We start from the raw sequence: 24,373 nt of genomic DNA on the forward strand, positions 1-24,373 counted from the left end.
TATATTATTTATTTTGAAGTATCACATGTATGACTTAGTAGCATCAGTTCTCTTAATGCAACAGAGAATTTTGCAAAATCATGACTTTGTGAAGTTTTAAATTCAGCTAGCATATGTAACCAACGCTCTAAAATCACTTCATGATCTTCCATCCATGTATCAACAATTGCATCAACATTACATTCTGTATCTGGACAACTATTTAATACAACTGCTGAGATTGAACGTTGCTGCCAATCAAGCTCTTCTCTAAATGATGCACGAGCAAGTGCTTGCCAATGGTTAGCAACTGGTTGGTTAGTGATTTGATCTAAGAACCAATGAAGACCCATTCTTGCGCCAAGTTTAAAGTATGTATTTGCTACAATTTCCATATCACGTTGTGCGTGATCTGCAACTTGTGCTAAATCCATTACAGAGAATAAACTTGATAATTGTGCAATACGAGCAGCTAGTTTTGCATCTATACCTTCAGCTTCAAGTGATTGTGCTTCAAGTATTAATGTCTTAGCTTCTTCTTCATTCATGTACGTTGTTAAGTTTTCACTTAAGTCAGCAAATGCAGGTGCAAAGAACGCAATAGTTTGCTCAATGTTTAATGCTTTATTGCGATGACGTAAGAACCAACGCGTTGCACGACGAATTGTGCGGCGTAATTGGTATAACATCTCTGTTTGAACAATCGCTGGTACTTTATTATCTAATTCTTCAATCTGAGACCAAGTCTCTGACATTTTAAATACTTCAGCAGCCATTGAATAACATAATGCGACTTCAGCAACTTGTGCACCTGTCTCTTCCATCATACGCGCTACAAAATTAAAGCCCATATCATTGATGATGTTATTTGCTAATTTAGTGGCGATGATTTCAGCTCTTAGCGGATGATTATCCATAGCATCATTAAATCTTTCTCTTAATGGTACAGGGAATGCATTAACTAATAGTTGACGGTAGTAAGGGTTATCAGTTAACTCTGGCGTTACTAATGACTCTTTTAATACCATTTTTGCATATGAAACTAATACTGATAGTTCAGGTCTTGTTAGGCCTTGACCAGCAGCAAGTCTTTCAGCTAATTCTTCATCACTTGGTAAAAATTCGATTTCGCGATCTAACTTACCTTCTTTTTCAAGCGCATGAATAAAGCGGATCTGCTCTTTAAGAGTAGAAGTACCTTTTAACTGAGTTACTGAGATTGTATGCGTTTGACGGTAACAATCATTTAATACATCAACTGACACTTCATCAGTCATAGAGTAAAGTAATTCATCACGTTGCTTTTTAGTTAAGTCGCCTTCAGCAACTAAGCTATTAAGTAAAATTTTGATATTTACTTCAGTATCAGAACACGCAACACCACCTACATTATCAATAAAGTCGGTATTAATACGGCCGCCTTTTTCAGAAAACTCAATTCTGCCAAGTTGTGTACAACCTAAGTTACCACCTTCACCGAATATTTTAGCGTTTAATTCTGAACCATTGATACGTAAAGCATCATTTGCACGATCACCTACATCTGCATCAGTTTCACTTGCAGCTTTAACGTAGGTACCGATACCACCATTCCAAATTAAATCTACAGGCATTTTAAGCACAGCACGAATTAATTCATTTGGTGTCATGCTTGCTTTTTTAGTGCCAAGCATTTTTTTGATTTCTGGTGTAAGAGAAATTGATTTTGCAGCACGAGAGAAAATGCCACCACCTTGAGAGATTAATGACTTATCATAATCTTCCCAACTAGAACGTGGCAATTCAAACAAGCGCGCTCTTTCAGGGTAAGTTTTAGCTGAATCAGGTGTTGGATCAATGAAGATATGCATGTGGTTAAATGCAACTTGTAAACGGATATGCTTAGATAAAAGCATGCCATTACCAAATACATCACCCGCCATGTCGCCAACTGCAACACACGTAAAGTCGGTAGATTGACAATCAATGCCTGTTTCACGGAAGTGACGTTTAACAGATTCCCATGCACCCTTTGCTGTTATGCCCATTTTCTTGTGGTCATAACCTACTGAGCCACCTGATGCAAATGCATCACCTAACCAAAAGCCATATTCTTCAGAAATACCATTTGAGATATCAGAGAATGTTGCTGTGCCTTTATCAGCTGCAACAACAAGGTAAGCATCATCAGCATCATGACGAACAACATTTTGCGGTGGTACTACTTCACCAGAAACAATGTTATCTGTAATGTCCAGTAAACCGCGGATAAAGATACGGTAACACTCTTGGCCTTCTGCAAAAAATTCATCTCTACCACTAGGTAGTTGTTTACAAACAAAACCACCTTTTGAACCTACAGGTACAATTACAGTATTTTTAACTTGTTGTGCTTTAACTAAGCCAAGTACTTCAGTTCTGAAATCTTCACGACGGTCAGACCAACGTAGACCACCACGTGCGACTTTACCAAAACGAAGGTGAACACCTTCTACTCTTGGTGAATAAACAAAAATTTCAAATGCAGGACGTGGTAACGGCATATCAGGAATAAGCGTTGGCTGAACTTTAAATGAAATAGATGATTTATGTTTATTTTCAGCTGTAAGCTGGAAGTAATTTGTTCTTAATGTTGCATTGATCATATCTAAGTAGATACGGATAATACGATCATCATCAAGGTTAGCTACGTTATCTAGATCAGCATGAATTTGAGAGACTAATTTTTCAAAAGCTTTTTCTGTGTATTTTGCTTTAGGATTGAATTTTTTATCAAATAAAGCAACTAGCTGTTGTGCAAGCTCTGGGTAACGTTCAAAAGTGCTTTCAATGTAACTTTGCGAAAAAGTAACACCAATTTGACGGATATACTTAGCATAAGCACGTAAGATAGATGCTTCACGGCCACCAAGACCCGCTGACAGTATCAATCTGTTAAAACCATCATTTTCTAAACGGTTATACCATACATCAGTTAACGCATTTTGGAATCTTTCTGAACTGGCACTAAAATCACCTTCAGCTGTATTACCTAGCAGCATAGTGAAATCCATGATCCAATTAACTTGGCCATCAGATGTTTTAACTGAATAAGGTGTTTCACCTATTACGCGTAAACCAAAGTTTTCAAGCATTGGCATAATTGCCGATAAATGAATTGGCTCATCTTTGTGATATAAACTTAAGCTTACTTCATTTTTAGCTGCTTCTTGAGGACGATAGAATAACATCTCAAGTTGGTTTTCATCAGTTAACAATTCAAGTTTTTCAATATCAACTACTGCAGCACTCGGTAAAACTTGATCTTTATATGCACGAGCAAATGCATGGCTATATTTACGATTTAAATCATTTCCAGTAGCTTCGCCTGCGCGTTCTAGTAAAACAGACTGCAACTTATCTTCCCATGTACGAGCCGCTTCAATTAGATTTCTTTCTATATCTTTCACATTAAATTCAATATTGTTGTCGGCTACACGCACTGTATAGTGTGTTCTAGCCAGGATAGATTCTGAGAAGAAAGTTGTAAATTCAACTTTATCTTGTGAGCCAAACTCTTTCGCAAGAATTTGCTGCGTTTCACGACGAAGTGCCGTGTTATAACGTTCACGTGGTACATATACCATACAAGAGAAGAAACGACCGTAAATATCTTTACGAACAAAAGAGCGACACATATCACGCTCTTGCATTTGTAATACGCCCATTGCAACTTCAAGTAATTCGTTATCTTGTGCTTGTAACAATTCATCACGTGGATACGTTTCTAATACATTTAGCACTGCTTTATAAGCATGAGTGCCTTGTGCAAAATCACATTTACCCATAATCCTAGCTATTTTACTACGTAAAACAGGGATATCAGATGCACTGTTATTGTAGAAATTAGAAGAAAACAAACCAATAAATCTATCTTCACCAATTACCTTTCCATCTTTATCAAAACGTTTAATACCAATGTAATCGATATACGCTGGACGGTGAACGCGGGAAACTGAATTCGTTTTTGTTAAGATCAATAAATGTTCGTTTTGTGCTTCTTTTCTCGCGATTTCAGGTAAGTCAGAAAGAAGTCTAATTTTCTCTTCTTCTGAATTTTTCATCATACCTAAACTAGAGCCTTGAACACCTCTTAATTCATAGTCACCTTTAACAGCAGTTAATTCATACTGACGGTAACCCATAAGTGTAAAATTATCAGTACCTAACCAATCTAAGAACTCAACTGTTTCTTGGATCTCTGATTTATTTTTTACGCCTTCGCGACTAGGTAGTGATTTTGTGATTTCTTTAAGCTTATCTTTTATTGGTAACCAATCTTGTACTGAAACTGAAACATCACTTAAAACAGAAATAAGCTCTAATTTTAAAGATTCGATTACTTTAACATCTGTTTGGCGATCAATTTCAATAAAGAAAACTGTTTTAGTAGAAGAAGATGCTTGTTCACCCTTTAAATTAGAAAGTGCCGATATTTTATTATCATCATTTCTTTGAATTTTAAGTGGGGAATGTAATAAAAGATGAGATGCGATATTTTCGCGAGTAAGTGCCATACGAACAGAGTCAACTAAGAAAGGCATATCTTTAACAATTATTTCTACAATTGTGTGAGAGGATTGCCAACCATGTTTCGCAAGTTCAGGATTTACAACTCTAACCATTATGTCATCTGACATATGACTTTCAAGTGAATTCCATAAACTCAGTGCAGCACCATATAAATCACTGTCGTTACGATTAGCCAAATCCTCTTTAGACATATTGCTGTACAAGGTTTTGGCAAATTTTTCTACGAGCGACACATTATCTGCATGTACTTTCTGATGTATTAACTTACAAACATTATCCAACAGAACTGAAGTGTGACCATCGTTTTGTGTCATTGTGTGTTCCTTAATCTATTACTACTTTGAACGAGTAGTTATTGCACAGCTTTTTATTAGCGTGGAGTCGAGGTGAATTCTAACTCTTTTAGCTAGTAAATGAACCGTTTTTTTATGCCAATGCAGTATAAATTTCAACCGGTTGGACATCTATTCACAAAATATAGATATAAATGGCCATTTATGGCCATTTTTAAGAACAATTATTCACATTTATTTTAACTTTTTTTATTTTTTTCCTTTTGAGGCCAAAGGATTGTACCGATAGCGGGGAGTAATAAAACTGCACCAAGCATATTTACTAAAAACATGAAGGTTAATAATATGCCCATGTCTACTTGGAATTTAAGATCTGAAAATACCCAAGTACTGACCCCTAGTGCCAAAGTGATCCCAGTGAATAAAACAGCACTACCTCGTTCAATTAAAGCATTACGATATGCTTGTGATAACTGTATGCCTTCTTTAAGCTGTGAACTCATTGAGGATAGTATATAAATACCATAATCGACACCTATACCGACACCTAACGCAATAACAGGTAATGTAGATACCGTTAAACCTATTTCAAGAGAAACCATTAACGCTTGTGCCATGGTTGATACTATGTATAAAGGTAAAACAACAGCAATTGTTGCCCTAACCGAACGAAAACTAATAAGACATAATAATGTTACTGCGCCATACACATAAAGCATCATAGGTAATTGCGCTTCATCAACAGTCTGATTAGTCGCAGCCATGACACCCACTGGACCCGTCGCTAAATGAAACTTCAGCTCATCTGTTTGTTCGGCTTGAGCAAACTTTTCAACAGCTGCAATTACACGTTCTATTGTTTGTGCTTTATGATCTTCCATAAATACTATGATAGGCATCACACTACAATTACCATTTAACAAGCCAGTACTAGTTTCTACTCGTGCCGTTGCTTGAACTAAACTTGATGTATTACGTGGAATAGTTTGCCATTTTAAATTACCTTCGTTGTATCCCGCATTAACAGCTTGAGACACTGAAGTTAAAGAAATAACCGATTGCACACCTGTAACATTTTCTACGTTCCATTGAAATCTATCTATACGAGACATCACATCATGAAAAGTACATGCTTCTGCTGGACCTTCTACAATTACTTTTAGAATATCAACAGAAATACTATATTTATCGGTAATCAAGAATGTATCTTGGTTATAGGTTGCATCACCATGTAAAGAAGGTGCCCCGGGATGCAAATCACCTATTTGCATTTGTTGAGATTGCCAAAAGCTCAATCCAAATAATATAGCGACTACAAACATAATTTTTTTAGCTATTTTAGGATCTGTCGCACTGACTAACATATCGATTAATCTTTCAAATACCCGTGATGAACTTTCTTGTTTATGATGGTTTTTAGTAGGGATACTGCCTAAGTATGAAGCTACGATTGGTAATAGAATCAAATTTGTGAAAATGATAACAGCCACACCTAAACTCGCTGTAATAGCCAATTCACGAATAATACCAATATCAATAGAAAGTAATGTTAAAAAGCCTACAGTATCAGATAATAATGCAATGCCACCTGGGATCAATAAGCTTCTAAAACATGTTTCAGCTGCCATTTTACAACTGAGTCCTTCTGAAGTTTTTTTACCAATTGCATTGACCATTTGAATACCATGGCTTACACCTATTGCAAATACCAGAAAAGGGATCAATATCGACATAGGATCTAAGCCAAAACCTAGCTGCGATAACAAACCTAGTTGCCATACAACCGCAATTAAAGAACATATAATAGGCAGTAAAGTAAGCTTAAGGCTTTTACAAAATAGCCAGACCATAATGAATGTAAAAATAATGGCTATTAAGAAAAATAATACAACCCCTTTTGCACCATCTGCAATATCTCCCGCCATTTTTGCAAATCCAATAATATGGATTGATACATTGTCAGTGGTAAAAGGCTTTCTAACTTCTGATTCTAATTTTGAAGCAAATGCTAATGTATCTAATTTTTCATGTGTTGTCGGATCAATTTCCATCAATTGAGCTGATACCATAGCACATGAATAATCGTTAGCTATTTGACGGCCAACAATATTTGCTTTTTCTATGTTTTCTTTTACTTTATTAAGCCCTCTTTCATCTGGCTTAAAATCGGCAGGTATAATTGGACCGCCCGCAAAACCATCTTCTACGACTTCAACAAAACGTGCACTAGGCGAAAAGATTGATTGCACTAATGAACGATTTACACCAGGTATAAAATAAAGTTGATCATGAACTGACTTTAATTGTGTAAAAAACTCTTCATTAAAAATATCACCACTTTCATCACACACTGATATTAAAATACTATTTGCACCACCAAATTGTTTTTCATGTTTTAAGTACAACTTCATGTAATCATGATTTAGTGGAATGTTTTTATTAAATGAAGCGTCTAATTTAATATTTGTTGCGCTAAGTGCTAAAAATACCGTTGTTGCAAAAAATGCGATAATAACCGCAAGACGATGTCTAAAAATAATTAATTCAAATTGCGTTAATATACTGCTCATTGTTCTAATTTAACTCCTGACTTTTTATACCCACTTCTGAAGCAAATATTAATTTATTATTGCTGATCACCGACGCTAAATTAGCCTTCCCATCAGATTGTTGTTGTTTTGTTACTTCTCCTGACTTGTAAGTAAGCACAACACCGTTATTAGCAGATAAAATAGCACCACTTGGTGTTTTCAAAATATGGTTGATCGTCGCTTGAGTATCTGTGTTTAATTTATGCCATTGTTTGCCATTATTATTTGAAGTAAACGCGTTACCTCTTAAACCTGCAATGAGCCAAGTACCATCATTTAATACTGCTATATCAAAGAAAGAACCAAGGTAAAATTCGTCTAACCTTTGAAAAGTTTTTCCATTATCATTACTAGTTGCCAGAAAACCTTGTTCACCAACCATAATGATTTGATTTTGTGAAAAATGAATTTGATTAAAATGCGGTAAAATTGATTGGGTTTCAATTTCATAACCTTGTGGATCTTCCGATTTTAGCTCAGCCAAGTAATCAGCATCCTCTTCAAACAATAAACTGCTTAAGAATTCGCTATTCCATGTTTTACCACCATCTTGTGTACGGTAAAATAAACCGTATGCCCCGATTGCAACCCCATTTAATTTGTCAGTAAACGAAATATCTAAAAAAGGTTTATCGAGTTCTGGTTGGTAGTTTTGTATTTTCCAATTTTTACCACCGTCTTTAGTATTTATAATGGTAGCGTCATGCCCTACTGCCCATCCTATATTTTCATTTATAAAAAAAACACTGGTTAATAATATTTGCATTGGGACATTTGATTGTTGCCATTGAATGCCATCTTGACTGTATAAAATAATCCCTCTTTTTCCTACAGCAACCTGATATTGGCCATTATCAACAATATCAGTTAATAATGTTTTTTGTGCTTTTTTTGCCATAACAGCTGGCTTGAGTGATTTTAAAGCATGTGTATTCATCTCAGCTTTGAGCTTATTCGTAAATAAAACAATGCACGTAAATAGCAAGCAATTAATAAAAAATTTCATGAGAGACTTCGTTAATTAGTTAGTTAAAAAAGGCCCGTTAAGGGCCTTATAAATATGTGTTTATCTACGTCCATCGCGCTTTAGCGCATTTGAGGTAAATTCCACATTTTTGAATGCTTTCGAGAAATCATACATTTTCTCTTCGTTATCTAAGCCAATCGCTAAATAACGACGTGAGTTTAAGTCATGATAAACATCTAAAGTACTCCAATGTGTTTTAACATCGTAATAGTTCAAACCATGAGCCATTGCAACGCGATATAGTTGATCACGATTATCGTAAATATCGGCTACATGGATCTGCCAACTATCTTCATCGATATAGAAAACACGTTTTTTATAAATATGACGTGTACCTTCTTTTAGATTCGCTTCAACTACCCAAACACGGTGCTTTTCGTAGCGAACATGATCAGGGTTAATATGACCCGCCTTTAAAATATCATCATACTTTAAGCTATCGCTGTGTAGCTTGTAGCTGTTGTATGGTATATAAAGCTCAGTTTTCCCTTTTAATTCCCAAGTATAACGATTCGGAGAACCGTTAAACATATCGAAATCATCAGTTGTACGTAAACTATCAGACGCTGTACCTGGTGCATCATATGCAACATTAGGTGCACGACGAACACGGCGTTGACCTGTGTTATATGTCCATGCTTGGCGTGGCGTTAAGATTTGATCCATTGTTTCATGTACTAATAACGCAGTACCAGCTAAACGCGCAGGTTGAGTTACTTTTTGCTTGAATTTAAACAAGATATTAGATTCTTGTAAAGATTCTGGCGTAGCATCTTTTTCTGAATATTTAACTAATAATTTTTCATCAAAGCCAACAACATTGAATGAACCACCCGCCGTAGGTGCAGCTTGGCCGCCAAACCGTGATATTGATAATCCACGATATCTTAAAATATGGTTCCAAATAACTTCCAAACCTGTTTCTGGTACAGGAAATGGAATACCTATGGCTGTATTTTTAATACCGTTACCATCTTTAATTAATTCAGCAGAAGAAGCATATTTTTTAGTCGCGTCATAAATAAAATCAGGATACGAAGCACTTCTGCGTGTCGGATAGATATTCATTTTAAAAGTCTCAGGATAAGTATCAAACAGTGCTACTTGACCTGGTGATAAGCTCGCTTTGTATTTATCTAGGTTACTTTTATCAATGGTATATTTTACTGCATCTGCAGCAAAAGGGTCTGGATGATGCATTCCAGGTGTATATCCTGCAGGAGCTGATGTGATACCACCGTCCCAAGCTGGAATAGACCCATCTGCATTACCTGCTTTTTCTGCTCCAATTGGAGTCAGCTCAGCACCTAACTTAGCAACATTTTCTGCTGAAGTCTTAGCTAAAGTACTGCCTGTAGCAAATACACCACAAAGTGCAACTGCTATTAGGGTAGGCTTTTTAATCATAATTTTACCCTTAAATCGAGTATTTAACATTTAGAGAAACATAATCACGGTCGGAGAAGTTGTTCGTTTGACCGCCACCCCAGAACTTGTTGTAGCTCATATCAAGTGACCATGCATTTTGATAGTTAAAGTTAAGGTTTAATCCTAACGATTTTCTATCTTCAATGAATAAGTACATAGGATCTGGTGTGATACCATTTACATCATGTGAAAAGACCATACGAGGTGAAACATTTACACCAGAGAATAGGTTATTGTATTCACCTTTAGCGACTAATCGATAACCCCAGGCAGAAGCTGACGGGAATGGATTAGTTTCAGGTCCATTAGATAGTGCTTGATGAAGTAAGGTGTAATCTTTACCTTCAACACCATACATCTTACCAGTTCGACCAGTACCAGAAACATTGAGTCTAACTTCATTAGGATCAGGCATATCATTAATCGTTACACCACCTACTTCACCTAATAATACCCAACTATCCGCACCTAAAGAAGGACCGAACAAATGTGTCGCAGTAAACTGTAATTGCATTGTATCGCTGGTAACATAACCTTGAACATCTTCACCTGGTGCAACTGTTTCCAACTGAGAGATTTCAGCAAAGTCTTCACGAATACCCGCTACGGCTAATTGCTCTGGCATTACAGAATATAATATTTCAACATCATCAATCTGCAATGGTTCATCTTCGCGATAAGTAAACTCACCAGCAAAAGATGTTTCGCCTAATACAGTATTAAAACTTAAACCATATAGTTTAATATCTTCAGGATATACTAGCGCACCACTGCTAAATGCAGCTAAATCAGTTACATTATCTTCAGTTATTTCATTCTGAGCAATATACGCCAGATCTTGGCCTATGCTTGCTGCTGTAAAATCAGATGCAACTGCAGAGATTAATGGTCGGCGGCTATGGTAGTTTACATGATAAAAACCAAACTCTGTTTCGTTTAGCTCAGGCACATACCAAGAAAATTTCATACCATATTGGCCTGAATCTTTTGGTTTAGTCATGCCCTTAGAGCCTTTACCTTTTAAAGCAACTTTTGTAGGGTATGCAAGGTACATATTTGCAAGCATTGCTGATGCTTCAGCACTTGAAGGATCTACACCTTGCGCTTGAAGCGCTGAACCCCAATCACTATATAAGTTATTAAGGCTTGAAGTAACATGTGCTAAATCCATATCTGGATTAGATGTAAAACCTAATTGAACATTATTTTGATAGCCATTTTCAGAAGCGAAATCATTGGTTGAAAAATACGTACCAGCGACAGGTAAACGTGTTTCTTGCCATTCATATTGATAGAAAGCTTCAAAAGAGATATTTTCTGTAATACCAAGCGAAGCCCAAAGCATACCAACAGGAATAAATGCTTCTTTCAAGTCCGCACCAGGCGCTTTTAATCTGTCAATATCAACTGGATTGACGTTAATACCGTGAGATATTAATGTACTTTCACCCCAGTTAACTACTTGCTGACCTAAACGAATTGAAAGTGGATTATTACCATCATTTAAATCAAAATCTGCATATACAAATGCATCTAATAATCTAAAATCTCTACATACTTGCTCTTTTGAATCTTCATCAGCACAAGGGTCAACTTGATTGCCTGAAGTAGGATTACGATAAGCACGGTTCTCATCCATTAGTTCAAAATCATAAAAGTACATGAAGCGTGTAAATAAGCCAAAGTTACCTTTACGAATATCAAGCTCGTGAGTACCTTTAATCAGCTTAGAAAAAGTATCTCCTGAGTCAAAATTAAGGTTACCTGCATCACCATTATTAGAGTATGTGCCAGGGCGAGCCCAAACATCACTCGATGAGTAGATAGGATTAAGTGCTGCATTATAACCTGTCCAGTTAAAACTTGGGTGATTACTTTTACCAATTTGGTTTTCGAAATCTCGGTCTTCTATACGCCAGCTGCTACCAGCTGAAAATGTTGAATCAAAATTCACCTCAAATCCACCCAATTCAAAATTCTTGGCTGAAACTTGTTGGCTACTTAGAGCAATAAACGCACAGGTAATTCCGAGCGCTAATTTCTTTTTGACAAAAAGAGGTCTTTTTATCATGTTGTCTTCCCTCTGTGGCGGGTCACTTTGTGATCAAGTTATTGTTTTTAGTATACTAGTACTGAATCAAAGCATTACAGCAAATTACATTTGATGCAAGCAACCAATGAAAATTAACATAAGATAACACTCTTATTCATTGGTAAGACATCTTACCAGTAAAATTACACACTTTTAAAGCAATTACGTTAAAAAATTAACAAAAAATCAACGAGTATGGCGCTACCCCGCTAAAAACGGGGGAATTGTAATTTTATATGATCTTTTCTAAAGAAATAAATTGATTAGAATCTGATAATTTTAGTTTGAATTTTTGCTTAATACCTACAGGAGTTATAAAAGACCGAAACCTTTGCGCTGGAATTCGGATTGTTTTTCCTGAGTGAGAAGTGACCTGAATTGATTTAATATGACCAGAATAGAATTGCTCACATTGCTCATAACTTAAATCTAAATTAAATAAAAATTGCTTCATTACTTTTGTTATATAATTTCATTAAAAATAATCAGCGTTATTATTGTTAATAACGCTGATCTGATATCGTGATTGCTATTTTAATGCTTTAGAAACTTTTTCATAGAGATCAGGACTTAAATTTTCTATATTTTCGAGTCTTTTCAGCTGTTGCTTGATCAGTTTTTGTCTATTCACGTCAAACTTTTTCCAAGACATTAATGGCGTGATCATTCTCGATGCATTTTGTGGGTTAATATCATTTAGCTTAATTAGTAAATCAGTTAATAATTTATAACCTGAACCATCGACATTATGAAAATGTTTCAGATTAAAATGTGTAAAATTACCGATCAATGCGCGTACACGATTGGGATTAGCGTAATCAAAATGATCATGTTGATATAAAGCTTCAAGATGTGAATTGATATCGCCGCGATCTTGCATTGCCTTAAGCGCGAACCATTTATCCATCACCAGTGGGTCTTTAGACCATTTAGACTCAAACAAGTCTAAGATTTCCTCAGATATACTATGATTTGCATTAACTACCGCACTTAAAACCGCTAGCGCATCAGTCATATTATCGAGTGAAAATTGTTTTCTCAAAATCATGACTAAATCAATATGGTTTTGTTTTGCTAAATAATGTAAACATGCATTTTTCAGCGCGCGTTTTCCAACTGCATTTGCCGAAAGATCAGTACAGTCAGACTCACTATCAATACTAAGTGCAGTAAAACGTATCATAAGTGATTCTGATAATGTATCTGCAATTTGTTGCTCAAAATTACTGCTTACTGCAATTAGTTCATCAACAGGAATTTCTTGGTAATCTGAACTTAATGTATCAAAGCTTGGTAACTTTAATAATTGCGCAGCAAGCTCAAGATCAATTGTTTTATCTTCAATGATATCTTTCACTAATGCAATAACACTAGCTTGTAATGTCATATCGTTATTAGCAACTGCTCTATTAATATTATTAGTAAATAATATTTGTAGTGCATCCCAACGAGAAAAGTCTGAACTTGCATGACGTACGATATGACATAACTGCTCATCAGAATAATTAAAATCAAGCTGACAAGGTGCTGAAAAATCTTCAAGTAAAATTGCAGTTGGTTTTTCTTTTATAGCATCAAAAATAAATGTATGACTTTTTTGTGTGATATTTAATACTTTATTAAGTATTTCACCTTTATAAGTTAAAGGTAACTTTTCACCTGAGCCGCCTAATAATTCGATTGCAAATGGAATATGCAAATTTTGTTTTGTTGTCTGATCTGCCGTTGGTGTATGTACTTGTTTTATCTCTAGCTGATACTGTGACTTTTCAGCACAGTACGATTCCTGTACAACAAGTTTAGGTGTGCCTGATTGACTGTACCAATTTTTGAATTGTGTTAAGTCAATATTGGACGCTGACATCATAGCATTGACAAAGTCGTCACAAGTAACCGCTTGTCCATCATGACGTTCAAAATAAAGATCCATGCCTTTTCTGAAGTTTTCTTTACCTAATAAAGTATGCATCATGCGAATAACTTCAGCACCTTTATTATACACTGTAACTGTGTAAAAGTTGTTCATCTCAATCACTTTCTCAGGGCGAATAGGATGTGCCATTGGTCCCGCATCTTCTGAAAACTGATGAGTTCGCATTGCTTTTACGGCAGCAATTCTATTAATTGCGCGAGAGCCAAGATCAGAACTAAACTCTTGATCCCTAAAAACAGTTAAACCCTCTTTTAAAGAAAGCTGAAACCAATCTCGACAAGTAACACGATTGCCAGTCCAGTTATGAAAATATTCATGACCTATAATAGATTCGATCATATGATAATCACTATCTGTCGCAGTTTGTTGATTAGCTAATACACATTTACTATTAAATACGTTCAAGCCTTTATTTTCCATTGCGCCCATATTGAAAAAGTCTACAGCAACTATCATGTAGATATCTAAGTCATATTCTAAACCAAATGTATCTTCATCCCACTTCATTGACTTTTTAAGTGATTCTATTGCATGAGGGGCTTTACTTAAGTTGCCTTTATCAACAAATAGCGCAAGCTCTACATCACGACCTGACATTGTTTTATATGAATCACGTAAAACATCAAAATCTCCAGCAACGAGTGCAAAAAGATAACAAGGTTTTTTGAAAGGGTCTTGCCAAATTGCATAATGACGGTCTTCACCGATTTCACCCTGCTCTATTCTATTACCATTAGACAATAAATGAGGGTATTTTTTATCTGCAATAATTTTGACGGTAAATGTTGCCAATACATCAGGTCTATCTTGGTAATACGTTATTTTACGAAAACCCTCAGCTTCACACTGCGTGCAATAAGCACCGCCAGACAGATATAACCCTTCTAAAGAAGAGTTAGTTCCTGGTGATATTTTTGTAATAATCAACAGTTCAAACTCGTCTTTTTCACTACTGATAATTAGCTGCTCTTTTAATAACTGGTAGTCATTATATTTTTGGCCATCAACTTCAACAGATAACAGTTCAAGATCGATGCCATCTAAGACTAAATCTCCAAGTATCGGATTATTATTGTCACAGATATTGCGTTTAACTTTTGAAGTAGCACGGACTTGAGTTTGAGTATCATCAAGATCAAACTCTAAATAAATATCAGTGATTGAAAATGCAGGTTTGGCATAATCTTTTAAAAACTTAGCCGTAGGTATTTGTGTATTTGATAAGTTCATGATGTATCCGCAATGATATAAAATAAAATAGCTCCTAATGGAGCTATTTTTGAAAATATACTTTAAATATTTTTATAATATTAAGCAGTTTGTTGTTCTTGTAAATGTTTAGGTTCTAATTTTAGGATTTTAATGCCTAAATAAGCATAAATAATAGAAAGTACTGGGTTGATAAGATTAAAGAAAGCATAAAATGCATAATCTAATGGATTTACTAATAACACTGAATGCATATATGCACCACAGGTATTCCATGGTATCAATGGACTTGTTATCGTTCCGCCATCTTCTAAAGTACGAGACAAGTTAACAGGTGCTAAACCACGCTTTTGATACTCTTCTTTAAACATACGACCTGGCATAACAATCGCCATATATTGGTCCGCCGCAATCATATTTGTACCGATACATGTCGCGACTGTTGATGCTATTAAAGAACCTGTGCTTTTAGCTATTTTTAAAATACTGCGTACAAAAACCTCTAATAAACCTACTTTTTCCATCACAGCACCAAACATAAGCGCCATCATGATAAGCCATGTTGTATTTAACATACTGGACATGCCACCACCACTAAGTAACTTATCCATTTTCTCATCACCTGTTAAAACACTAAAACCATCAAAGAAAGCGCCCCAAACAATTTTAATAGTACCTATGATAGCATTTTGATCCGCAGCTAACTGAGATGTGATTAAATCTTGTTGAAATATAAGCGCCCATACAGCACCTAACAAGGCACCAATTGCAACTGCAGGAAAAGCAGGCATCTTCTTTAAAGCTAACGTCAATAAAACAGCTAAAGGGACTAACATAATAAAACTAATATCAAAGTTAGATTGTAAAATGCCATTTATTTGATCAATTCGTGCACTATCAGTTACATTTCCGGCATTAAAACCTAAAAATGTAAATATTATAAGCGCGATGATAAAGCTAGGTACCGTAGTCCACATCATATGATGTATATGAGAAAATAAATCAGAACCCGCAACAGCAGGTGCTAGATTAGTTGTTTCTGACAATGGGGATAGTTTATCTCCGAAATAAGCGCCTGAAATAACGGCACCCGCAGTAACGGCTTCATTAAGCCCTAAACCCGCAGCGACCCCTAATAATGCAACACCAATGGTTGCAGCTGTTGTCCAAGAACTACCAATACTCATTGCAACTATGCCACATAAAATACAACTTGCAGCATAGAACCAACTTGGATTAATTAATTGAAGACCATAATATATCAATGTTGGAACAGTGCCAGACAATAACCAAGTTCCAATTAAGGCTCCGACCATAAATAATATTAAAATAGCGCCTAAAGACAATGTAATGCCCTTAATCATCGCACTTTCTAAATCAGCCCATTTGTAGCCATTTTTAAGTCCAATGAGTATCGCAATACCTGAAGAAAATAATAATGCAATTTGGTTGGGGCCATAAGATGAGTTATCCCCAAAAAGGTAAACTGACGAACCGAGTAATGTGATTAAAATTAAAATTGGTAGTAACGCATCAAAAAAATGTGCTTGCTTGATTTGCTTCACGTGTATTCCTCTAACTGTAATTATCGGTAATATTTAGATATAAAATTGATATCAAATATCACGCTTTATTTTTTATCGCGTCTAATTTTTTAACGCTGTATCGAGTATATCAAACCTTAACTCAAAATATTGTGCATAAATATAACATTGTATTAAACATCATTTTTTATGATTTATATTGTTAAATATCAGTGCAGTAGTTTTATAAATTAGAATTTAATATCATTTCCTTTGAATATAAAAGTACATATTTTGCATAAAAAAAAAGCGCCGGAGCGCTTTTTTATAACAAGTTTAAAAGTTATTTTTTTACATAACGACCAAACTTAATAAAATCAGAAGTAATTAATGCCGTTTCTTCTAAGAATGGGTCCATATCAGTCAACTCATCAGGTAAGTCATCTAATGATGTCACTTGTTTTTTATCTAAACGCATTAATCTTTTGTTAACACGAGCAAGAGAAAGTTTTTCATTTTTATCTCTTTGCTCAATACGATTCTTTTCAACTAAAGAAATCGTTTTACGATCATTTTCTTTTTTATAACGCGCGATATCTTCAAACACATAATTAAATTCAGGTTCTGAGATGATACGGTCATCATGTTGTTTTTGTAAAAACTTAATAGCCGGTTTTAGATCAGCCATAGAAGTATATTTTGCATTTCTAATGCTATCCCAAGGCAAGGCATTATCTTCTTGCGACTCACCCCATTCAGCTGGGTCTATCGCTGAAGGAAATGAAATATCAGGAATCACACCTTTATGTTGCGTACTACCACCATTTATTCGATAAAACTTTGCAATCGTATACTGGATACTACCTAAGCTATTCTCATATAAATCGTAATTTCTGCCTAAACCTCTATGCTGCTGAACTGTGCCCTTACCAAAGGTTTGTTCACCAATAACAACCGCGCGACCATAGTCTTGCATTGCGGCAGCAAATATCTCAGAAGCTGAAGCACTATATCTATCAACTAAAATTGTTAAAGGGCCATCATAATAAGTGACACCATCAACATCTTTTTGTTGTTCAACACGACCATTTAAATTATGGATTTGAACTACAGGACCTTGATCAAAAAACAAACCCGACAATTGTGTTGCTTCATATAACGAACCGCCACCGTTTTGTCTTAAATCGATAATAATCCCATCGACATTTTGCTCTTTTAATTTTGCTAGCTCTTTTTTAACATCACCAGATAAATTGTTGTAAAAACCAGGAATATCAATAACGCCAATTTTTGTATCTATGTCTGAATAACTCGGTTTAAATACTTCAGATTTAGCTGCGCGATCTTCTAAACGAATTTTATCACGAGTAATATCTACAATTGATGGCTTGCCATGGGTATCAGCACCTTTTAAATACTGCAAGCGAACAAGAGTACCTTTAGGCCCTTTAATTAACTCTACAACATCATCTAAACGCCAACCGATCACATCAACAAAATCTTCTTTTCCTTGAGCAACACCAATAATACGATCATTTGACTTTATTTTTTCAGATTTATCAGCAGGGCCTCCTGGCACGAGAGAGCGAATAACAGTGTAATCTTCGTCATAACCAAGTACTGCACCAATACCTTCAAGCTCTAGATCCATGTCCATTTTAAACTGTTCGGCACGGCGAGGTGATAAATATGAGGTATGGGCTTCAATGCTTCGCGCAAATGCATTCATTGCGATTTGAAAGGCATCTTCACTATTTGTTTGAACTAACCTTTTTAAAGTGTAGCTATAACGTTTAGTCAGTATTTCTTTAATGTCAGGCCATTCCTTGCCTGTCATTTTAAGACGTAAAGCATCATATTTAACTCTTTGACGCCATATTTCATCTAGTTCAGCCTGAGTAGTGGCCCATTTAGCCTCTTCTCGGTCGAACTTATATTCATCTTCGTTCTCAAATTTCATTTCTTTATCTAATAAAGAAATAGAATATTGATAACTATCAAAACGGCGTTTCATGCTGACATTGAAAATGTCAAAGGCAAAATCAAGTTTACCTGTACTTAACGCGTTATCGACTAGAAATCGGTATTGTTCAAAACTATCAATATCCGATTTCAAAAAAATACGTTTACCGAAATCTAGCGACTCTAAATAACGGTCAAATATCTTTGTGGAAAGCTCATCATTTAAATCAATGAGCTTGTAATGGGCGCGAGTAAAGAAATTAGTCACCCTTTTGCTAGCGGTACTATGTTGAGATTCTTGTTTTAAAACAGGTAAATCTTCTAGTGTTATCGTTTCTACTTTAGCGAACGCATTTGCTGCAATAAATGCAGCTGCAAGAGGAATGAGATTAAAACATTTACTCATAGACCATCTCCTTAGATTGTGTATAGACTTTCAGCCTTAGTCTTCACTAGCATTCCAGTAACAATTACAACATGAATATCATCTTTATTGATTTCAGTGATTGTTCCGTTCACTAATGTCTGGCCTAGCTTTACTTTAACTTTAGCATTTAATTTAATTTGTTCCGCAGTTAATGCAACTATTTTTCCAGAACGACGAGGCGCATTTTCATTCTTAGGCTTTGCAACTACTGGTTTAGTTCCTTTATCAGCAGATTTATTTCTAGAACCTGGCTTAAAGGACTTTTTAGTAGCATCTGTACGTGGACGTTGTTGCTTTTTACGTTTAGCAAACTTTGCACGGCTTTCTTCTAATGCTTTAGCAGCATGATCAATATGTTCTTGCTCAACTTTCTCACAATCGTTTCCATCAAGATCGATTCTGAATTCAACTTTGCTCACAGCTTCAAGGTAGCGCCAATGCGACGTATATTTACGTAAGGCTTGACGAATTTGAGTCTTACTTACGTTATCATTACCTTCAATTCTTTGAGCTATATCTTTGAAGATACCTACTTTAAGCGGTTTTATACCATCTTTTTCTTTAAAACAAACAGAAAACTCTTTGTATAAAAAGGCAAGAACTGCATTGATATCTTTTAACTTATCAGGGTTTTCTTGCACTACTTCAGTTTTAGTTTGTTCAATATCAGTTGCTTCTTGTTTGATATCTGTAATTTCTTGATTGCCAGTGGTACTCATTTCTAAACCTTTTTATTCCATCTGCTCATCTAACGATGTCAGGACATGTTGATTAACCCAGTCGACCAACTCTTCGAAGTCAGTTTCTATAATAGCTGTATCGCCACGAAGATGTTGCCAAATACTATTAATTATACTATCTATTTTGTCACATGATAAATCATCCGGAAGTTGAGCCCAAGCGATGTGGATCAACTCATTGAGATTTTCTGCAACTAATTCTTCATTTCCTTCCCAATCACCGACATCACAATCAGAAACGAGGAAATCTTGAACATTCATTAAATCTTTCATTACACTTGAGTCTCAAATTGACGTATTAGTGTTTCTAAGCCAGCTTTGTCTTCTTCATCAAAACGTGAAAGCGATGGACTATCAATATCTAAAACAGCATATATTTTACCATCTTTAATGATAGGAACAACTATTTCTGAGTTAGAAGCAGCATCACAAGCGATATGTCCAGCAAAAGCATGAACATCAGCAACTAATTGCGTTTCTTTTAAAGATGCCGCAGTACCACATACCCCTTTACCGACAGGAATACGTATGCAAGCTGGATTACCTTGAAAAGGCCCTAAAACTAACTGTTCTGGATTATCAATAAGATAAAAACCAGCCCAATTAATATCTTCTAAAGACATGAATAGCAACGCACTTAAATTTGCCATATTCGCTATAACGTTTGGCTCACCTTCAGTAAGTGATTTTGCTTGTTCAGCTAAAGTCTGATAGAAAGCTTGTTTACTCATTTTTATAAACTAATTACTATTTAAAACACAATAATAAGCAAAGGTACTCTTTGTAGGCTTTAAATGAAACCTTTATCCATCAAAAAATCCACTTAAAGTGTAAAAAACAAAAATCTTGTTTAGATTATAAACAGAGTTGATGGTGTATTTAAAAAAATGCTTATTTTGTGAACCGACGAAGACAGTTTAAAAATATACCTGCTGCAGTTAATGACATTAAGGTATTAACAAAAAATATCATTGAACTAGTTGCACTAAAAATAAATGAAAACAGTGCACCACCTAGTAAAGCAATTGTTAAAATAGCCCAATAAGTTATTTTATTTAATTTGAATAAAAATAAGTACCCTGGTACGACAAAACATCCCATAGTTAAGCCAACAATATGTGCATTTGATATCGCGGTCATGATGATATTAAAGAATATTTGACTGGTCGCATTTTCTAATGTGAGTACATAATACAAACCAATTAATATACCAATCAATAAAGGAGAGATCAGAGAATATATCACACTTTTAATAAGTACTGCGTTTTCAACTTTATGCTGGCCTTTAGCCTTATTTATAGCTGCAGAATTCATAGTTAACCTGTTTTATAATTAGTAAACCTAAGTGTTGATCATTTAACTAAGTAAGCTAAATAAGACAAAAGTCTATAATCACAGATTTAAATATACAAAGCTGTATATAAAATAAGCGCTACAATTAAAATAACAACATTAACAATGGCTAAGTTATGAAATCTAACATTGTGATTAGTTTATTATTAATTGTCATATCTTTGCAGACATCTGCCCAAGACTTACTGGTAGCAAAGACATGCCCTGTTGTTTACAACAATACAAACATTGGTATCTTAGCATTTTCAATGCCTTGGTATCATAATGGTGGTAGTCAGGCGTCTTACATAGCAAAAGACAATGCTACAGGAATTGGTATAGAAATTCATTTTCTAGCTAATAAAAATGGATTTTCTCACACTAAACAGCAAAAAATATGTGATCAGTTTCGTATCATGCAATTTAGAAATACAAATGCAAAACTCCCTCGCGGTGAAGATAAAGTTCAGCTAGATATCCCAGCGACACACCCTGAACCTTTTTATGATGCTCCACCACTTGAATTTGGTCATGGAATGCATCAAACGCCAATTGATCATCATGATAAACCTTGGAAAAATATAATAATGCGCGCATCAACAGTTGCTATATACGATACGCCATTTGTCTCAGATAGTTATGGCATAGAAGGTAAAGACATTATAGTGAAATTTGAAACCTGTGTCGTATGTCGCCATTTTAAAAAGACAGATAACATACTATCATGCGGTTCATGGGGATTTAATCGCGAGTATATGGGTGGAATGACAGCATGGTCAGAACCTGAAGCTGATCCAATAAAATGCTCTGATGCACCAAATAAAGAGCACCTAGAAGTGCTCAATAATTCAAACTTGGTATCCTACAAACAAGGTATTGATTGGCGATAAAACGATTTATGACGCCACCCTTTCTGTATATAACTTGTTTAAAGCGAGTTCAATTGAAAGGTTATCATCTTGTTTCATATAATAAGTCACTGTTCTCAAGACAAAATCGACATTTTGCTTATGTTCTTTGGAAAAAACTTTGCATAATTTTTTTAGTTTTTTATCAAACAAACTTTTATCCATTTTTGCATGATATATCTCTATTGCAGCTTCAAAACTATTGTCATTTTCAGAATATAAGTCTTTTAGTTTTGCTTTAGGAACACGGTATTGTGTACTCGCAAATTCGAGTGCATCTCTAAAGTCAGTGAATTCATTATCAAAAACAGTGATCATAGTAACGGGAATATTAGCAATTTTTAATTTCTCACCATCAACTTCAAATTCAAATCCTTGATATTGGCTGCGTATTGAAGACTCTTTACCTAAGCCAATACCCGCTTGCACACATTTTTGAAGATTATAATCAAGCTCTTGTGCTTCATCTTCATTCCACATTTGATAAACGTGAATGGCTTTTTTATATTTTTTTGCTATTTTTCTTTTTGCAATATCTGCACGTTCACCAACTAGAGCTGATTTTTCTTGTTTTAGTGCACTGCAACATTCTTTACAAGTCGGTACTTGATAAAAATCAGCTTCAGAGCGTGTATGAATATAAAACTCAGCATATTTTTTTGGCGGGGCATAATCAAATTCTGTTGCGATACAACCACAATAAAAACATGTATTAAAATCGCTTCCATGTACAGCAATCATTTGCTGATATGGCCCTTGTTTATCACTCAAATCAGTATTCCACTACATAAATAAAGTTTTGCTGTGATTATGCTTCAATCACAGCATAAATACATAATTTATTTTTTTAAAATTATATAGCTGCCCTTTGAATCTTCAATCAAAAACCCTAATTGTGCGATTTTTTCTCTTATAATATCTGAGCCCTGCCAATCTTTATTTGATCTTGCCTTCTGTCTTAGATCCGCCAGAGCGATTACTTCACTTGGAACTACGCATTTATCTATACTAAATTCACCTAAAGACAAACCCAATATTTTATCAAAATGAAGCACCGTTGCCCTTTTATCTTTATCCTTTAAATTACTTTTTATTACAGCCCACAAAACGGTTAAAGCTTGAGGCATGTTTAAATCATTGTTTATCAAATTTTTAAACATAACTTCAAAACTTAAATCAACTGAGCCTCCATCAGCATAACTATTGATTGCTGATTTAAGCCTTTTGAGCGCTACACTAGCAGATTCCAATGCGTCCCAGCTAAAGTTTAGCTGGCTACGATAATGACTCGTTAAAGTTAAATAACGATATGCTAATGGATCAAACCCTTTATCAATAATACTTTTTAATAAAAGAGACTTACCAGATTTTGAAATTTTTTCTTTATTTAATTTTAGAAAATAGCCATGCATCCAAAAATTTGCAGGGTTTTTACCATGGCGTGCCTGACATTGCGCTATTTCATTCGCGTGATGCACAGGTATATGATCTTCACCACCCACATGAATATCAAAAACTTTACCAAGATATTTTTCGCTCATTGCAGAGCATTCAATGTGCCATCCCGGGAAACCAATACCCCATGGACTGTCCCATTCCATTTGTCTACTTTGGGTACTATTTGAAGATATATTACTAAATTTCCATAGCGCAAAATCAGTTAAACTTCTTTTTTCTCCTTGATCAACTCTCGTTCCCGCTTGTAACCCTTTTATATCTAATCTAGCAAGTTCCCCATATATAAAGTTATTATTTGCTAATTTTTGAGTATCAAAATAAATGCCATCAGAGGTAATATAAGTAAACCCTTTTTTTTCTATTTCTAATATATAGCTAATTTGTTCATTAATATGCTCAGTAGCACGACAAATTATTTTAGGTCGCTTAATATTTAATGCATCAGTATCTTTTAAAAAAGCACTTTCAAAATATTTAGCAATATCAAAAGCTGACTTATTTTGTTTTCTAGCTCCTTTAAGCATTTTATCTTCACCCGAATCAGCATCAGATACTAAATGGCCTACATCGGTGATATTCATTACATGCTTAACATCATAATGATTAAACTCCAATGTCCTTCTAAGTATATCTGTGAAGATATAAGTTCTTAAGTTACCAATATGTGCATAATCATAAACTGTTGGCCCACATGCATATAAACCTACCCAATTATTTTTAATAGGTTCAAAATGTCGAACTTTCCTTTCAAATGTATCAAATAGTGCAAGTTCTTTTATTGTTTCATGCATAAATTTCTCTTTAAGTTATTTTATTCGGGCACAAAAAAAGGCCATTGATTTCTCAACGGCCTTTTAAAAATTAATTTTAACGTTACATACTAAAAAATGGCCGCAGTAAATTACAACAGCAACAAGTTT

Annotated in this window: 16 protein-coding genes; 1 reads left to right on the forward strand and 15 read right to left on the reverse strand. The window is 35.0% G+C overall.

The window, feature by feature from the left end; all coding sequences use genetic code 11:
* Positions 1-8: 8 nt before the first annotated feature.
* The 13 genes from KO527_RS03825 to KO527_RS03885 all read right to left on the reverse strand — a co-directional run bounded on the left by KO527_RS03825 (position 9) and on the right by KO527_RS03885 (position 21,069).
* The gene (locus tag KO527_RS03825) at positions 9-4,844 is read right to left on the reverse strand and encodes an NAD-glutamate dehydrogenase (RefSeq protein ID WP_216039053.1); all 4,836 of its coding nucleotides are present in this window, start codon (positions 4,842-4,844) and stop codon (positions 9-11) included.
* A gap of 218 nt (positions 4,845-5,062) precedes the next feature.
* Positions 5,063-7,393, reverse strand: a complete 2,331-nt coding sequence (locus KO527_RS03830; protein ID WP_216039054.1) for an MMPL family transporter — start codon at positions 7,391-7,393, stop codon at positions 5,063-5,065.
* A 4-nt stretch (positions 7,394-7,397) separates the two neighbouring features.
* Entirely contained in the window at positions 7,398-8,420 is a 1,023-nt protein-coding gene (locus KO527_RS03835; protein WP_216039055.1) for a YCF48-related protein, read from the reverse strand.
* A 60-nt stretch (positions 8,421-8,480) separates the two neighbouring features.
* A complete protein-coding gene (locus tag KO527_RS03840) occupies positions 8,481-9,848 on the reverse strand; it encodes a DUF1329 domain-containing protein (RefSeq protein WP_216039056.1) in 1,368 nt (455 codons plus the stop codon).
* A 10-nt stretch (positions 9,849-9,858) separates the two neighbouring features.
* Complete coding sequence (locus KO527_RS03845; RefSeq protein WP_216039057.1) at positions 9,859-11,940, reverse strand: DUF1302 domain-containing protein; 2,082 nt, start codon at positions 11,938-11,940, stop codon at positions 9,859-9,861.
* Between the two features lie 253 nt (positions 11,941-12,193).
* A complete protein-coding gene (locus KO527_RS03850; RefSeq protein ID WP_216039058.1) occupies positions 12,194-12,415 on the reverse strand; it encodes a DUF2835 family protein in 222 nt (73 codons plus the stop codon).
* A 75-nt stretch (positions 12,416-12,490) separates the two neighbouring features.
* A complete protein-coding gene (gene pepN, locus KO527_RS03855; RefSeq protein WP_216039059.1) occupies positions 12,491-15,124 on the reverse strand; it encodes an aminopeptidase N in 2,634 nt (877 codons plus the stop codon).
* 80 nt (positions 15,125-15,204) lie between these two features.
* The gene (gene nhaC / locus KO527_RS03860; protein ID WP_216039060.1) at positions 15,205-16,668 is read right to left on the reverse strand and encodes a Na+/H+ antiporter NhaC; all 1,464 of its coding nucleotides are present in this window, start codon (positions 16,666-16,668) and stop codon (positions 15,205-15,207) included.
* A gap of 301 nt (positions 16,669-16,969) precedes the next feature.
* A complete protein-coding gene (gene prc / locus KO527_RS03865) occupies positions 16,970-18,994 on the reverse strand; it encodes a carboxy terminal-processing peptidase (protein WP_216039061.1) in 2,025 nt (674 codons plus the stop codon).
* A gap of 11 nt (positions 18,995-19,005) precedes the next feature.
* Positions 19,006-19,734, reverse strand: a complete 729-nt coding sequence (proQ, locus tag KO527_RS03870; RefSeq protein WP_216039062.1) for an RNA chaperone ProQ — start codon at positions 19,732-19,734, stop codon at positions 19,006-19,008.
* 12 nt (positions 19,735-19,746) lie between these two features.
* Entirely contained in the window at positions 19,747-20,028 is a 282-nt protein-coding gene (locus tag KO527_RS03875) for a hypothetical protein (protein WP_042144236.1), read from the reverse strand.
* On the reverse strand, positions 20,028-20,486 hold the full coding sequence (locus KO527_RS03880) for a GAF domain-containing protein (RefSeq protein WP_216039063.1): 459 nt from the start codon (positions 20,484-20,486) through the stop codon (positions 20,028-20,030). The genes KO527_RS03875 and KO527_RS03880 overlap by 1 nt, the downstream gene beginning before the upstream one ends.
* A 160-nt stretch (positions 20,487-20,646) precedes the next feature.
* Complete coding sequence (locus KO527_RS03885; RefSeq protein WP_216039064.1) at positions 20,647-21,069, reverse strand: hypothetical protein; 423 nt, start codon at positions 21,067-21,069, stop codon at positions 20,647-20,649.
* Positions 21,070-21,224: 155 nt separating this feature from the next.
* On the opposite strand from KO527_RS03885, the gene KO527_RS03890 reads away from it, so the two are divergent.
* Positions 21,225-21,977: a hypothetical protein gene (locus tag KO527_RS03890; RefSeq protein ID WP_216039065.1), complete on the forward strand. Its 753-nt coding sequence runs from the start codon at positions 21,225-21,227 to the stop codon at positions 21,975-21,977.
* 6 nt (positions 21,978-21,983) lie between these two features.
* Here KO527_RS03890 and KO527_RS03895 read toward each other — a convergent pair whose 3' ends face one another.
* A complete protein-coding gene (locus tag KO527_RS03895; protein ID WP_216039066.1) occupies positions 21,984-22,766 on the reverse strand; it encodes a hypothetical protein in 783 nt (260 codons plus the stop codon).
* A gap of 68 nt (positions 22,767-22,834) precedes the next feature.
* Positions 22,835-24,244, reverse strand: a complete 1,410-nt coding sequence (gene cysS / locus KO527_RS03900) for a cysteine--tRNA ligase (RefSeq protein WP_216039067.1) — start codon at positions 24,242-24,244, stop codon at positions 22,835-22,837.
* Positions 24,245-24,373: the final 129 nt, after the last annotated feature.

The sequence above is a fragment of the Pseudoalteromonas sp. C2R02 genome (genome assembly GCF_018860845.1).
GTDB lineage: Bacteria > Pseudomonadota > Gammaproteobacteria > Enterobacterales > Alteromonadaceae > Pseudoalteromonas.

What these genes read in the sequence shown, in the direction of transcription:
- KO527_RS03825 (WP_216039053.1), bottom strand. Translation starts at nt 4,844, where the DNA reads ATGACACAAAACGATGGTCACACTTCAGTTCTGTTGGATAATGTTTGT.
- KO527_RS03830 (WP_216039054.1), bottom strand. Translation starts at nt 7,393, where the DNA reads ATGAGCAGTATATTAACGCAATTTGAATTAATTATTTTTAGACATCGT.
- KO527_RS03835 (WP_216039055.1), bottom strand. Translation starts at nt 8,420, where the DNA reads ATGAAATTTTTTATTAATTGCTTGCTATTTACGTGCATTGTTTTATTT.
- KO527_RS03840 (WP_216039056.1), bottom strand. Translation starts at nt 9,848, where the DNA reads ATGATTAAAAAGCCTACCCTAATAGCAGTTGCACTTTGTGGTGTATTT.
- KO527_RS03845 (WP_216039057.1), bottom strand. Translation starts at nt 11,940, where the DNA reads ATGATAAAAAGACCTCTTTTTGTCAAAAAGAAATTAGCGCTCGGAATT.
- KO527_RS03850 (WP_216039058.1), bottom strand. Translation starts at nt 12,415, where the DNA reads ATGAAGCAATTTTTATTTAATTTAGATTTAAGTTATGAGCAATGTGAG.
- pepN (WP_216039059.1), bottom strand. Translation starts at nt 15,124, where the DNA reads ATGAACTTATCAAATACACAAATACCTACGGCTAAGTTTTTAAAAGAT.
- prc (WP_216039061.1), bottom strand. Translation starts at nt 18,994, where the DNA reads ATGAGTAAATGTTTTAATCTCATTCCTCTTGCAGCTGCATTTATTGCA.
- proQ (WP_216039062.1), bottom strand. Translation starts at nt 19,734, where the DNA reads ATGAGTACCACTGGCAATCAAGAAATTACAGATATCAAACAAGAAGCA.
- KO527_RS03875 (WP_042144236.1), bottom strand. Translation starts at nt 20,028, where the DNA reads ATGAAAGATTTAATGAATGTTCAAGATTTCCTCGTTTCTGATTGTGAT.
- KO527_RS03880 (WP_216039063.1), bottom strand. Translation starts at nt 20,486, where the DNA reads ATGAGTAAACAAGCTTTCTATCAGACTTTAGCTGAACAAGCAAAATCA.
- KO527_RS03885 (WP_216039064.1), bottom strand. Translation starts at nt 21,069, where the DNA reads ATGAATTCTGCAGCTATAAATAAGGCTAAAGGCCAGCATAAAGTTGAA.
- KO527_RS03890 (WP_216039065.1), top strand. Translation starts at nt 21,225, where the DNA reads ATGAAATCTAACATTGTGATTAGTTTATTATTAATTGTCATATCTTTG.
- cysS (WP_216039067.1), bottom strand. Translation starts at nt 24,244, where the DNA reads ATGCATGAAACAATAAAAGAACTTGCACTATTTGATACATTTGAAAGG.